The sequence below is a fragment of the Longimicrobium sp. genome, assembly GCF_035474595.1.
Taxonomy (GTDB): domain Bacteria; phylum Gemmatimonadota; class Gemmatimonadetes; order Longimicrobiales; family Longimicrobiaceae; genus Longimicrobium.
In genome coordinates this window covers 1-12,130 of sequence record NZ_DATIND010000112.1, presented here as the reverse complement: position 1 = coordinate 12,130, position 12,130 = coordinate 1, and the positions used below count along the sequence as shown (strand labels likewise).

The following is a 12,130-nucleotide window of genomic DNA, read 5'->3' as shown; positions in this document are numbered from 1 at the left end:
CCGCAGGCGAAAGGACCTCGCCACTCGCTTCCAACTGCTCGATGAGGCTCATGAGCCACAAGATGTAGTGGCTCTCGTGGACAAAGTCCACAACTTTGTTGCACCGACTGAACGATTACGCTGCGACTTCAGTCGCCGGTGACCGGCTGCGCCCGGAACTTTCCACTCAGGCCGGCCACACCGTCGTTGCCCGCGCACGAACGGTTGGAGGCCGCAGGATCCATGGGCGAGGTCGCACGTGCGCTTCCGGATCGCACCGATCGATCCCGAATCCGGGATCAGACCCCGACGGGCTCCCGCACGCCGGGACGCGCGGGGTAGTGCGACTCCACGTAGTCGTCCAGGATGCGCTTGAACTCCTCGGCGATGTGGTCGCCCTTCAGCGTGACCACGTGCTCGCCGTCCACGTACACCGGCGCCTTGGGCTCCTCGAAGGTGCCGGGGAGCGAGATGCCCAGGTTGGCGTGCTTCGACTCGCCCGGGCCGTTCACCACGCACCCCATCACCGCCACCTTCATCTCCTCCACCCCGGGGTGCGTCTCGCGCCAGAGGGGCATCTGGTCGCGCAGGTAGCCCTGGATGTCTTCGGCCAGCTTCTGGAAGTACGTCGACGTGGTCCGCCCGCAGCCGGGGCAGCTGGTGACCTGCGGCGTGAACGAGCGGATCTCCAGCGACTGCAGGATCTGCTGCGCCACGTGCACCTCCTCGGTGCGGTCGCCGCCGGGCTTCGGGGTGAGCGAGACGCGGATGGTGTCGCCGATCCCCTGCTGCAGCAGGATGGAGAGCCCCGCCGTGGAGGCCACGATCCCCTTGGTCCCCATCCCCGCCTCGGTCAGGCCGAGGTGAAGGGGATAGTCGGAGAGCGGCGCCAGCATCCCGTACACGGCCACCAGGTCCTGCACGCCGCTGACCTTGGCGGACAGGATGATGCGGTCGTGCGGGAGCCCGATGCGCTCGGCCAGTGCGGCCGAGCGCATGGCGCTTTCCACCATCGCCCCCATCATCACTGTCTTGGCGTCGCGCCGCTCCCAGTCGGGGAGGCGGGCGTTCGCGTCCATCATCTCCGTGAGCAGCGCCTGGTCCAGCGACCCCCAGTTCACCCCGATGCGCACCGGCTTCCCGAACTCCAGCGCCTTCTCGATGATGGCGGCGAAGTTCTCGTCGTGGCGCTTCGCCCCCACGTTCCCCGGGTTGATGCGGTACTTGGCGAGCGCCGCCGCGCAGTCCGGGTACCTGGCCAGCAGCAGGTGGCCGTTGTAGTGGAAGTCGCCCACGATGGGCACGTGCACGCCGCGCTGCGCCAGGAACTCCACGATGTACGGCACCGCGCGCGCCGCCTCGTCGTTGTTCACGGTCACGCGCACGATCTGGCTGCCGGCGCGCCAGAGCGCGGCCACCTGGCGGACGGTGCCCTCCACGTCGGCGGTGTCGGTGTTGGTCATCGACTGCACCACCACCGGGTGCGCGCTCCCCACGGGAACGTCGCCCACCCAGGTGGTGACGGTCGGCCTGCGCTGGATCGGCTGCATCGCTTTGCGGTTTCGATAGATGGATCGCACTCGTCGTAAATCTAACGCCCGCGCGGAGAAGAGGGCAAACGGCGGGTCTCACGCGGAGACGCGGAGACGCGGAGAGCTCGCCGAACCCTCTCCGCGTCTCCCATCTCCGCACGGCAGGCGAGAGAGACGCGGAGGTGGCGGACCCTGCACCTCCGCGTCTCCGCGTCTCCGCGTGAGAGGGGAAACATCCGGAGCACGCCGATGGTACCTCATCGCTCCGCCCGATTGCATGGGAACGGGCGGCGAATCATCTTCCGTCGCACGCACCCGTATCCCCATCATCGAACGCTGGAGCGGTCCGTTGATCCGAACCCGCACCGCCGCCGCCGCGGCGCTCCCCATCCTCCTCCTCGCCTCCGCCGCGCGGGCGCAGACCGGCGAGCTGCCGCGCACGCACGCCCCCGGCGCCACCGTGGCCGGCATCACCCCCGGCGACCTGATGAGCCGGCTGTACGTGCTGGCCGACGACAGCATGATGGGCCGCGAGGCGGGCACCATCGGCAACGTGAAGGGCACCAACTACGTGGCCGCGCAGTTCCGCGCCATCGGCCTGGAGTCCGGCGGCGAGAACGGAGGCTTCTTCCAGACCGTGCCGCTCATCGACCGCGGGATGATGCCCGGCGCGTCGCTCAGCGCCGCGGGAACGCCGCTGAACGTGGGCCAGCACTTCGTCCCCCTCTTCTACCTGGGGCCGTACGCCTTCTCGCCCAACGCGCGGGCGGCCAACGCGCCGGTGGTGTTCGGCGGGCGCATCGGCGGGCAGACGATCACCGCCGAGCAGGCGCGCGGCAAGGTGGTGATCCTGCTGCCGCCCATGCAGAACGGGCAGGAGAACTTCCGCTGGTGGCGCGTGCAGGGCGTCCCCCGCTACCCCGACGCCGCCGCGATCGCCATCGCTTCGCTGGACGCGACGCCGGCGGGGACGGTGGAGGCGCTGCTGGAGCCCTCGACCGAGATCCAGGAGGAGAACCAGGCGCCCGACCCGTCGGCGGTCAGCGGGCCGGGGATGATCGTCTCGCGCGCGGCGGCCGAGCGCATGCTGGGCGCGCCCCTGGCCGCCGCGAAGCCGGGCGACGCGGGGAAGACGGTGAGCGCCGCCTGGCGGTTCGGCGACATGCCGACGGAGGCGCCCGCGCGCAACGTGATCGGCATCCTGCGCGGAAGCGACCCGGCGCTGCGCGGGCAGTACGTGGTCATCAGCGCGCACAACGACCACGAGGGGATCCTGGCCATGGCGCTGGACCACGACTCGGTGCGCGCCTACAACCGGGTGATGCGGCCGCAGGGCGCCAACGACCCCGTGGGCACGCCCACGCCGCAGCAGCAGGCGCGCATCGCGGCGCTGCGCGACTCGCTGCGGCGGGCGCACGGCGGCGCGGTGCGGCTGGACAGCATCATGAACGGCGCCGACGACGACGGCAGCGGCACGGTGACGCTCATCGAGATCGCGCAGAGCCTGGCCGCGGGCGAGCGGCCGCGCCGGTCGATCCTGTTCATGTCGCACACCGGCGAGGAGAAGGGGCTGTACGGCTCGCAGTGGTTCACCGACCACCCCACGGTGCCGCGCGACTCCATCGTCACCGACCTGAACATGGACATGGTGGGGCGCGGCCGGGCCGAGGACGTGGCGCACGGCGGGCCGTGGAGCATCCAGATGATCGGCTCGCGGCGCCTGTCCACGCAGCTGGGCGCGTTGATCGACTCGCTGAACGCGGGGCGGCCCAACCCCATGCAGATCGACTACTCGTTCGACGCGCACGGGCACCCGCTGAACCGCTACTGCCGCAGCGACCACTTCATGTACGCGCGCTACGGCATCCCCATCACCTACTTCTCGCTGGGCTACCACGTCGACTACCACCAGCCGACCGACGAGCCGCAGTACATCGACTACGACCACATGGCCCGCGTGGGCGCCTTCGTCCGCGACATCGCGCTGGCGGTGGCCAACCGCCCGGAGCGCCTGGTGGTCGACGGCCCGAGGCAGGACCCGAACGCGCCCTGCCGGCAGTAAGTGCGTGAGTGCGGAAGTGCGGAAGTGCGTTGTATCTGCGCGGTCCCAACGCACTTCCGCACTCACGCACTCACGCACTTTGCACCATCTCGGAGCGAGCGATGAAGATTCCCAACGAGTGGCTTACGCAGCGGGTGGAGAACCGGCCGACGTCGCAGCACCGCGACCTGCCGGCCATGCCCGCGCTCCGCATCCGGCGCGAGTGGGAGAAGCTGAAGGCGCAGGCCGGCGAGGGCGACGAGCTCTGGGCCTTCGCCAACCCGTCCAACACCTGGAAGAAGCTGGGGAAGCTCACCGGCTACGCCATCGTCCGCAACGGAAAGATCGTCCAGAGCGTCACCGTCACCGACCAGTAGCACGGGGCCGCGACGAAGCCGCGCACTCACGGAAGACGGCAGGACGAAGGATCGATCGCACGAAGATGGAAGCCGCCGCGGAGCATCTCGCTCCGCGGCGGCTTCGTCGTCATCGCCGGCGATCAATCGATCGGGTGCGCTTCGTCTCCCTCCGCCTCCCTGTCGCGGCGGCGGGGAGGCCGGGGCCCGGCGGCTGAGCCCGCGTCGGGATCATCATCTCCATCCCCTTCATCCGCATCGGTTTGCGGATCTTCCTTTTCGAAGAAGCGGAGGAGGAAGGCGGCGCCGAGGATGACGACGGCGAGGATGACGAGCAGGTCCAGGCTGCGCGCCATCCCCACCAGCAGGAGGACCGAGCCGACGGCCAGCAGGCGCAGCTTCCACTGCAGGAAGCGGCCGGGGCCGCGGCGCCGCTGGTCGATGAACGCCATCAGCCCTTCGCCCCGCCGTCGCGCGCCAAGAAGCGCGCCACCCCCGCCTTCATGTCGTCCGTCATCCGCGCCACCACGTTCACATCGGCGCCGGCGCGGATCGCCGCCTCGAAGCCCATGGCGTCGGAGTGGTAGAGCAGGCGCTTGCTGAGCTGCACGGCCGACGGGCTGCGCGCGGCCAGGTCCTGGAGCACCGCCGCCGCCTCGGCGTCGAACGCGTCGTCGAAGAAGACGTGGTTGATGAGCCCCATCTGCTCCGCCTCGGCCGCGGTGACGGGGTGCCCGCGGACGATCAGCTCGAACGCGCGCTTCTCGCTCACGTTGCGCCGCAGGATGGCCATCACCATGGCGGGAACGAAGCCGATGCGCACCTCGGGATAGCCCAGCTCCGCCGACTCGGCCGCGAGCACCAGGTCGCACGCCGTGGCCAGCCCGCACCCGCCGGCCAGCGCGCGCCCGCGGACCAGCGCGACCACGGGCTTGCGCATGGTGCGCGGGAGGAGGAAGAGCTCGGCCAGCTCCTGCACGTCCTCCAGGTTCTCCATCGCCCCGCCCTCGGCGATGGTGCGCAGCGCGGACAGGTCGGCGCCAGAGCAGAAGTCCTTCCCCGCCCCCTCGATGGCGACCACGCGCACCCCGGCATCCGCGTCCGCCTCGCGCAGCGCCGCCTTCAGCGCGGCGATAAGCCCGGCGTTCAGCGCGTTCCGCTTCTCGGGCCGGTTCATCACCAGCCGCGCGATGCCACCCTCGCGGCGGACGAGCAGCGGCGCCGAATCCTCCGTCACGACCCCGCCCCGGCGCCCAGTGCCAGCGAAGCGATCTCGTCGGGGACGTCGATCTCCATCCGCAGCATGGCGGTGGAAAGCACCTTCCCCTGCGCGTCGGTCTTCAGCGATACCGTGCCGCCGCCGCCCAGCGCGTTGTGCAGCAGGAAGTTGAGCGCCTCCAGGTTGGGCAGCTCGTAGCGCTCCACGCCGCCCAGGGCGATCCCCTCGAAGTGCCGCTTCACCCGCTCGGGGGTGAGCTGCTCGACCAGGACCGGGTAGAACTCGGGGCGCAGGGCGATGACGCCCACGTTGGCGGTGTCGCCCTTGTCGCCCGAGCGGGCGTGGGCCAGGTGCAGCAGCTGGATGCGGGCCATGTGCTTCGCGGGTCGGGGGATGCGTGCCGGCGGGCGGAATATCTGCGCGGCGCGGCGAACCGCAAGAGGCGGCCGGGCACCCGCCCGCGTGGCGGGAAGGATGCCGGCCGGCCGGCTCCTGCGCCGCGTGGGGCCACGCGGTTCCCGGCGGACCTGGGACGCGCGTTCCGCTCCGCGCTGCCCCGCCGCTGTCCCAACCGGCCGCGCCCGTCCGCGGCCGGCCGCCCTTCGCACTCTCCAACTCCGCATCCCGTCCGCACTTGGCGGAGCGCACCGGCCGCGCCGCCATTTCGGTGCGGTTGATGCCCCGGGGAAGCGCGGGAGCCGGCTCCGGCGCCGGCACCTCCCACCTCCGCGAGAGCCATCCCGCCGGCCTCTCCCCGTTCCTCCTCCCCCCGCTCCCCCCTTCCCCAGAGGACCTCATGGCCATGATCTCGGATCGTTCCCCGCCCGCGGAGCCGCTTCCCGCGGACTACCGGCGGCGCGTCGTGGTGAAGTTCCGTCCCGGCGTCTCGCTTCCCTACTCGGCCGCCGCGGCGGACACGCTCGCGGAGCAGCAGGACGGACGGGAGTGGAGCGCGCTGGCGGCCGCGTATCCCGGCGTCGCCCTCGTCCCCTATTTCTCGTCGCTGCCGGAGGCGGCGGTGCGGGACCTGGACCAGCGCGCGCCGGGCACGGGAAAGGCGGCGACGGGCTTCGCCTCGTACTACGCCATCGAGACACCGGCCGGGGCGGAGCCGCAGCGCGTGGCCGAGACGGTGGCCGCGTGGCCCGACGTGGAGACCGCCTACGTGGAGGCGGGCCCGGTGCCGCCGCCGGTCAACGCGTCGGACGACCCGCGCAACGCCAGCCAGGGGTACCTGGACCCCGCGCCGGCGGGAATCGACGCCCGCTGGGCGTGGCTCCAGACCGACGGCAGCGCCATCGGGTTCGTGGACCTGGAGCGGGGGTGGACGCTCAACCACGAAGATCTCGCCGCGGCGGGGATCTCCATCATCTCGGGGGTGAGCACCGACTACCACGGCCACGGGACGGCGGTGCTGGGCGAGGTCGCCGCGGTCGACAACACCATCGGCGGGGTGGGGATCGCCCCCGCGGTGACGGCCCGCGTGGTCTCGCAGTGGCGGCCGGGCGGCTCGTACAACACCGCCGAGGCCATCCTGAGCGCCGTGGGCGTGATGGCCGCGGGCGACGTCCTGCTGCTGGAGGCGCAGACGAGCTATCCGACCGCCGCCGGCTACGTTCCCGTGGAGGTGGAGCAGGCCGTGTTCGACGCCATCCAGTACGCAACCTCGCAGGGGGTCGTGGTGGTCGAGGCGGGCGGAAACGGATCGGTGGACCTCGACGCGTTCCAGACCTCGGGCGGCAAGCGGATCCTGAACCGTGGCAGCCCGGACTTCCGCGACTCGGGGGCCATCATGGTGGGGGCCGCGAGCTCGGCCGCGCCGCACACGCGCCTGGGGTTCTCGAACTTCGGCAGCCGGATCGACTGCTTCGCCTGGGGCCAGAACATCGACACCACGGGCGACGGGTGGACGGGGACCGCCACGAACACGTACACCACCTCGTTCGGGGGGACCTCCGGCGCCTCGCCCATCATCACCGGCGCCGCGCTGCTCATGCAGTCGTGGAGCGTGGCGCGCGGCGCCGGCCGGTACTCGCCCGCCGACCTGCGCACCCTGCTGAGCAACCCCGCCCTGAACACGGCCAGCGCGAACCCGGCCGCCGACCGCGTCGGGGTGATGCCCGACCTGCGGGCCCTGATCACGAAGGGGAAGCGCAGCCCCTGGTGGTGGGGCTACGTGTTCGCGTGGGCCTGGCTCATCCTGGTCGGCGGGCTGCTCATCACCCCGGGCGGCGTCCTCTGCATCAAGTGCGGCCGGGGGGCTCCGGGCTACATCGGCGACCCCGTGATCTTCGTCCTGGGCGCGGTGGCGATCGGCCTCGGCGTGGCCGGCCTGGTCAACGCTGCCAAGGCACCCCGAGGGCCGTGAGCCGGGTACCGGAACCGCGAAAATACAGGGTCCACGCGGAGAAGCAGAGAAACAGAGGATCGTCTCTCTGCTCTCTGCTTCTTCGCGTCTCCAGGCCGGGTTTGGGTCTCACGCGGAGGCGCGGAGACGCGGAGGCGCATGTCGAGCCACCTCCGCGTCTCCGCGGCTCCGCGTGAGATCAGCCGGGGCTGGAGACGCGAAGATGAACGAACCCGTGATCTCGTTCGGCGCTGTTCGTGCCTGGATACGTGACCTGCGACAGCACCTGCTCGACCTGTCCCACCGGCATCGCCGCGGAACGAAGACGCGCCGGCATCTCTGCCGGCGCGTGGACGCAGCGATCCCTCCGTGCCGGCCCGCCGCGCGGGAGGCGGCGGGCCGGTCGTCCGGGCTTCACCTCGGGGCCGCCGGCCAGGCGGCGGGGGCGGAGCTCAGGCCGTGCGCAGGTACGACATCATGGCCCCCCCGATGAGCGAGCCGGCCAGGAACAGGAACACCAGGCCGATCAGCCCGTAGCCCATCGTGAGGAAGATGCCGAGGACCAGCGCCGCGAGCGCCGTGAGCGCGACCCAGCGGAACTCGACGTGGTGGTGCATCGCTCTTCCCTCCCGGAGGCGGTACGACACGCCGCCTCCCGCATCCAACGTAACCGAACGAGCGTTCGAGCGGTAGCCAAACGGATGGCGGGGGAGAAGGGTATGCCGGACCGGAATGGACTGCGGGAGAAAACGGAGGGACTGCGGACGATCGGGCATCCTCCGCAATCCCTCCCTCCGTGCGAGCTTCGCGTCAGCAGATGGAGGTGTAGCAGTAATACGTGTTCGGGCACGTTCCCGGGTCGCTGATGCATCCGGAGTCGATGGAGCGGCACGGGTACTTGGTGTACGTCGTGGCGTATCCTTCCACCGTGCCCGCCTTCCCGCCCGCGGCCCGCACGTCGAACGACGTCACGTCGAGCGCGTCCAGGTCCAGCTTCAGCTTGCGCATCGTCACCACTCCTTTGCAGCAGGACGCGCGGCCCGGGGTTCGGATCGCTGGCCGCGCAGGACGACCCATTCTAATCACGAAGATAAATCGCTTCAATCCGCCGTCCGTCCACCTTTTTCGCGTCTCCAGGCCGGGTTGATCTCACGCGGAGACGCGGAGGCGCGGAGACGCATGTCGAGCCACCTCCGCGTCTCCGCGGCTCCGCGTGAGATCCAGCGATGGGGAGGAGGCGCGGCGCCCGTCCTCCCCTACTGCCGTCCGGAAAGCTTCGGCCAGATCGCCTGGAGCGAGCCGAGCGACGGCAGCGGACCCTCGGCCACGTAAATGGTGTTGTGGCGCTCCTCGCGGACCCACCACGGGTTGTCGATCCAGCCATGGCTGGTGACGGTGCGGAAATACGGGCGCAGGTCCCCGGCCGGCTTGCCGATGGTGATCAGCACCTCGCCCGGCAGGCGGCCCGGGCCGAAGAACCAGTACGTGCCCGCGTCGCTGACCGCGGGCGGCAGGCCGTAGCGCGGGCCGTAGAAGTCCACCGCCGCCGCCTCGCCGTAGTTGCCGGGGAAGATGACGGCCTTCGCGCGCTTCTCCGGCGGCAAAGAACGGTAGACGCGGGCGATCTGGCGCACCTGGTCTTCCCACTCCAGCATGTCGGCGTAGTCCTGCGGCAGGCGCTCCATCTCCCCGCGGTTGTTGCGGTTCGCCTCCTCCAGCCGCGCCGCGCGCGAGTACGCCGCCATGGTGGGCGGCGGAAGGATGGGGATGCCGAGCGGGAGGATGTACAGGCCGCCGACCACCATCGCCGCCACCACACCCCAGCGCAGCGCCGGCGCGGCGAAGCGCAGCCGGAGCCCGCCCAGCGCCGCCGCGCCCGCGCCGATCAGCGCCGGGTAGACGGGGCCCGCGTAGTACGGCTTCCCGTGCAGCACGGCCAGAAGCGCCACCGCCAGCACGCACGCCCATCCGGCGACCCGGAACGCCCGCGCGCGGCCCACCAGCAGCGAGACCGCGCCCGCGATCGCCAGCAGCATCGCGGGGCCGATCATCAGCAGCTGGCCGGCGAAGAAGCCGGCGTAGTCCACGTGCGCCAGCTGCGAATGGCGCAGGTCCGCCATCGACCCCATCACCGGAAAGCCCAGCCGCACCTGCCCCACCACGCCGGGGCTGCCGACGGCCAGCGCGATCACGAGCGCCGCCCACGGCCACGCGGTGAACAGCCACCAGCGGTGCTTCGTCAGCAGCAGCGCCCCGAAGAGCGCCACGCCGAAGAAGAGGATGCTGAACTTGGTCAGCAGCCCCATTCCGCACGCCAGCCCCAGCGCCAGCCACCAGCGCGGGTTCTTCGAGCGGCAGAGGCGGACGAGCGCGTAGACCGCCAGCGTCCACCAGAGCTGGTCGAGCACCACGGGCTGGAAGAGGTTGGCGCTGCGCTGGAAGAGCACGCCGGTGAGCACCCCCAGCGCCGCCGCGCCCTGCGCGAACCGCCCGCCGCCCAGCTCGCGCGCGATCAGCGCGGCCAGGATGACGATCAGCGTCCCGGCCAGCGCGGATGCCAGGCGGATGGAGAGGAGCGAGTCGCCGAACGCGGCGCGCTCCCCCTCGGCCAGCAGGGCGATGAGCGGCGGGAAGTCCATCCGCCAGAGCCGCAGGTGGCGGCCCATGGCCAGGTACAGCAGCTCGTCGCGGTGGATGCCGTATGGGGTGAAGACGTTGATCGCCAGGTGCAGCGCCAGCTTCAGCGCCGCCAGCGCGCCGATGACGCCCCACGCCACCGGCGGGCGGTCGGGAACCGCGGCGCCCCTGTCTTTCGTCGCCGGGGCGGGAGATGACGCGACCTGCGTTTCGGACATGCGCGCTCTCGGAAGATGAGGATCGAAGAGGACGAGCAGAGGTACGCCGCGCGGGGAGATGAAGTTTCCGGATCGAGAACGGACGGCGCAATGACGATCGAATCTCCCCGATCCCCCGCATTTTGTCTCGTGCGTTGCAATCATGCCTGATGAGCGGCAACTTCCCGCCCGCCGGCCAAACGCCTGGCTCCATATCCGCCGAAGTCGTTCGAAGTCATTTCCTCACGCGCATTCCCCACCCGTCCCACAAGGCAGAAACCATGACCAGGCTCCGGAGATTGCTGGCTCCGGCTCTCGCGCTGTGCGCGGGCACCACCACCGCCGCCCGCGCGCAGGCGGCCCTTCCCGTGTCGTTCGAGGCGCGCGTGGGCGCGGGAATTCCCGTCGGCGACTTCGGCGACGGCGCGGCACCGGGCTGGGCCGTGGGCATCACCGCCCGCGGCGCGCTGAAGCCGGGCGTGGAGCTCTACGGGGGCTACGACCACTTCGCGTTCAACACCGACGAGAGCGTGGACGACGACCCCGAGGCCGACGTGAACATCGACGACGACGGGTTCCGCGCAGGGCTGCGCTCCAACTTCGCGGTGACGCGCGTAGGCGGGGCGTCGCCGTGGCTGGAGGCCGGGGTGATCGTCAACCACACGAAGCTGCGGGCGAGCAGTGGCGGCGCGTCGGCCAGCTTCGACTCGGACTGGATGGTCGGCTTCGAGGGCGGCGCCGGGCTGTCGTTCCCCATCAACTCCATGCTCGCGCTCACCCCGGGCGTGCGCTACCGCCAGCACCGCGCGCGGTTCACCGACAACGGCCTCGACGGACCCGGCTCGGTGACGACCAGCTACTTCGCGGTGGACATCGGCGTGAACTTCCGTCTCTGAACCGAAGTGCGGAGGTGCGCGGGAGTGCGGAAATTCGAGGGTGATTCGCGGGCTGGAGCACTCGCGCACCTTCAGAATCCATCTGATACAACACTTTGTCGCACGGGTTGCGGAAAAACCGGATGGGCGCCAAAATCACGGCTGCCGGGCGGCGATCCCATCCCGCCCCGGCAATTGGCGAAAGATCCCGCCTCTGCATCTCCCACCCAACCCACAGGCAGACGAACAATGGTGAAACTCCGGACGATTCTCGCTCCGGCGCTGGTGCTGAGCGCCGCGCTGGCGACGGCCGCGCACGCGCAGAGCCCGCTCCCGATCACGCTCGAGGTCCGCGGCGGCGCGGGCATCCCCACGGGCGACTTCAACGACGGCATCTCCACGGGCTGGAACATCGGCGGCAGCGTCCGCTACGACTTCACCCCCATCGTGGCCGCGTACGTCGGCTTCGACCACTTCTCGTTCGCCACCGACGGCGAGGACAACGAGGGCGTGGACGTGGGCGTGGACGACAACGCCTTCCGCGGCGGCGTGCGCGCCAACGTGCCGCTGGTGGGAATGACCGGCATCTCGCCGTGGGTGGAGGGCGGCATCGTGGTGGCCAAGACCGGCATCAACGCCAGCGACGGCAGCACGTCGCTCACCATCAACTCGGACTGGGGGATCGGGTTCGAGGCGGGCGCGGGGCTGTCGTTCGCGGTCGCGCCGCGCGTCTCCATCAACCCGGGCGTGTACTACCGCCAGCACAAGGCGGACTTCAGCGACGAGGACGACACCGAGAACCCCGGCAGCGCCGACGTGAACTACTTCGCGCTCGAGATCGGCATCTCGCTCCGCCCGTAAGTCATCGGGCTTCGGCGTGAAGCAGGCCGGGCCGCCTTCCCGACGAGGGGGAGGCGGCCCGGCTTTCTTCAGTGCGGAAGTGCGGG

At 70.8% G+C, this 12,130-nt stretch carries 12 protein-coding genes; 5 read left to right on the top strand and 7 right to left on the bottom strand.

Annotated elements, in window-relative coordinates; genetic code table 11:
- Positions 1–278: 278 nt before the first annotated feature.
- Positions 279–1,529 (bottom strand): flavodoxin-dependent (E)-4-hydroxy-3-methylbut-2-enyl-diphosphate synthase, encoded by a 1,251-nt coding sequence (ispG, locus tag VLK66_RS20445; RefSeq protein WP_325311329.1) that lies wholly within the window; start codon positions 1,527–1,529, stop codon positions 279–281.
- Positions 1,530–1,860: 331 nt separating this feature from the next.
- Here ispG and VLK66_RS20440 point away from each other — a divergent pair, with 331 nt between their 5' ends.
- On the top strand, positions 1,861–3,573 hold the full coding sequence (locus VLK66_RS20440) for a M28 family peptidase (protein ID WP_325311328.1): 1,713 nt from the start codon (positions 1,861–1,863) through the stop codon (positions 3,571–3,573).
- A gap of 101 nt (positions 3,574–3,674) precedes the next feature.
- Complete coding sequence (locus VLK66_RS20435) at positions 3,675–3,929, top strand: hypothetical protein (protein WP_325311327.1); 255 nt, start codon at positions 3,675–3,677, stop codon at positions 3,927–3,929.
- 122 nt (positions 3,930–4,051) lie between these two features.
- Here VLK66_RS20435 and VLK66_RS20430 read toward each other — a convergent pair whose 3' ends face one another.
- From VLK66_RS20430 to VLK66_RS20420, 3 genes are read right to left on the bottom strand one after another with little or no spacing between them, the layout of a single operon-like run.
- Positions 4,052–4,360, bottom strand: a complete 309-nt coding sequence (locus tag VLK66_RS20430; RefSeq protein ID WP_325311326.1) for a hypothetical protein — start codon at positions 4,358–4,360, stop codon at positions 4,052–4,054.
- Positions 4,360–5,145 carry an enoyl-CoA hydratase/isomerase family protein gene (locus VLK66_RS20425; RefSeq protein WP_325311325.1) on the bottom strand — a complete coding sequence of 262 codons (786 nt, stop codon included), beginning with the start codon at positions 5,143–5,145 and terminating at the stop codon, positions 4,360–4,362. Before VLK66_RS20425 ends, VLK66_RS20430 begins: the two co-directional genes overlap by 1 nt.
- Complete coding sequence (locus VLK66_RS20420) at positions 5,142–5,501, bottom strand: AtuA-related protein (protein ID WP_325311324.1); 360 nt, start codon at positions 5,499–5,501, stop codon at positions 5,142–5,144. The genes VLK66_RS20425 and VLK66_RS20420 overlap by 4 nt, the downstream gene beginning before the upstream one ends.
- Positions 5,502–5,923: 422 nt before the next feature.
- Between VLK66_RS20420 and VLK66_RS20415 the strand changes: the two genes are divergently transcribed.
- Entirely contained in the window at positions 5,924–7,495 is a 1,572-nt protein-coding gene (locus VLK66_RS20415) for a S8 family serine peptidase (RefSeq protein WP_325311323.1), read from the top strand.
- A gap of 431 nt (positions 7,496–7,926) precedes the next feature.
- Here VLK66_RS20415 and VLK66_RS20410 read toward each other — a convergent pair whose 3' ends face one another.
- The 3 genes from VLK66_RS20410 to VLK66_RS20400 form a co-directional block, all read right to left on the bottom strand.
- A complete protein-coding gene (locus tag VLK66_RS20410) occupies positions 7,927–8,091 on the bottom strand; it encodes a hypothetical protein (protein WP_325311322.1) in 165 nt (54 codons plus the stop codon).
- Positions 8,092–8,284: 193 nt separating this feature from the next.
- Positions 8,285–8,482, bottom strand: a complete 198-nt coding sequence (locus VLK66_RS20405; protein WP_325311321.1) for a hypothetical protein — start codon at positions 8,480–8,482, stop codon at positions 8,285–8,287.
- Positions 8,483–8,730: 248 nt separating this feature from the next.
- Positions 8,731–10,329, bottom strand: coding sequence for an ArnT family glycosyltransferase (locus tag VLK66_RS20400; protein WP_325311320.1), 1,599 nt, complete (start codon positions 10,327–10,329; stop codon positions 8,731–8,733).
- Between the two features lie 260 nt (positions 10,330–10,589).
- Here VLK66_RS20400 and VLK66_RS20395 point away from each other — a divergent pair, with 260 nt between their 5' ends.
- Positions 10,590–11,204 (top strand): outer membrane protein, encoded by a 615-nt coding sequence (locus tag VLK66_RS20395; RefSeq protein ID WP_325311319.1) that lies wholly within the window; start codon positions 10,590–10,592, stop codon positions 11,202–11,204.
- Positions 11,205–11,432: 228 nt separating this feature from the next.
- A complete protein-coding gene (locus VLK66_RS20390) occupies positions 11,433–12,044 on the top strand; it encodes an outer membrane protein (protein ID WP_325311318.1) in 612 nt (203 codons plus the stop codon).
- Positions 12,045–12,130: the final 86 nt, after the last annotated feature.

What these genes read in the sequence shown, in the direction of transcription:
- ispG (WP_325311329.1), bottom strand. Translation starts at nt 1,529, where the DNA reads ATGCAGCCGATCCAGCGCAGGCCGACCGTCACCACCTGGGTGGGCGAC.
- VLK66_RS20435 (WP_325311327.1), top strand. Translation starts at nt 3,675, where the DNA reads ATGAAGATTCCCAACGAGTGGCTTACGCAGCGGGTGGAGAACCGGCCG.
- VLK66_RS20430 (WP_325311326.1), bottom strand. Translation starts at nt 4,360, where the DNA reads ATGGCGTTCATCGACCAGCGGCGCCGCGGCCCCGGCCGCTTCCTGCAG.
- VLK66_RS20420 (WP_325311324.1), bottom strand. Translation starts at nt 5,501, where the DNA reads ATGGCCCGCATCCAGCTGCTGCACCTGGCCCACGCCCGCTCGGGCGAC.
- VLK66_RS20415 (WP_325311323.1), top strand. Translation starts at nt 5,924, where the DNA reads ATGGCCATGATCTCGGATCGTTCCCCGCCCGCGGAGCCGCTTCCCGCG.
- VLK66_RS20410 (WP_325311322.1), bottom strand. Translation starts at nt 8,091, where the DNA reads ATGCACCACCACGTCGAGTTCCGCTGGGTCGCGCTCACGGCGCTCGCG.
- VLK66_RS20405 (WP_325311321.1), bottom strand. Translation starts at nt 8,482, where the DNA reads ATGCGCAAGCTGAAGCTGGACCTGGACGCGCTCGACGTGACGTCGTTC.
- VLK66_RS20400 (WP_325311320.1), bottom strand. Translation starts at nt 10,329, where the DNA reads ATGTCCGAAACGCAGGTCGCGTCATCTCCCGCCCCGGCGACGAAAGAC.
- VLK66_RS20395 (WP_325311319.1), top strand. Translation starts at nt 10,590, where the DNA reads ATGACCAGGCTCCGGAGATTGCTGGCTCCGGCTCTCGCGCTGTGCGCG.
- VLK66_RS20390 (WP_325311318.1), top strand. Translation starts at nt 11,433, where the DNA reads ATGGTGAAACTCCGGACGATTCTCGCTCCGGCGCTGGTGCTGAGCGCC.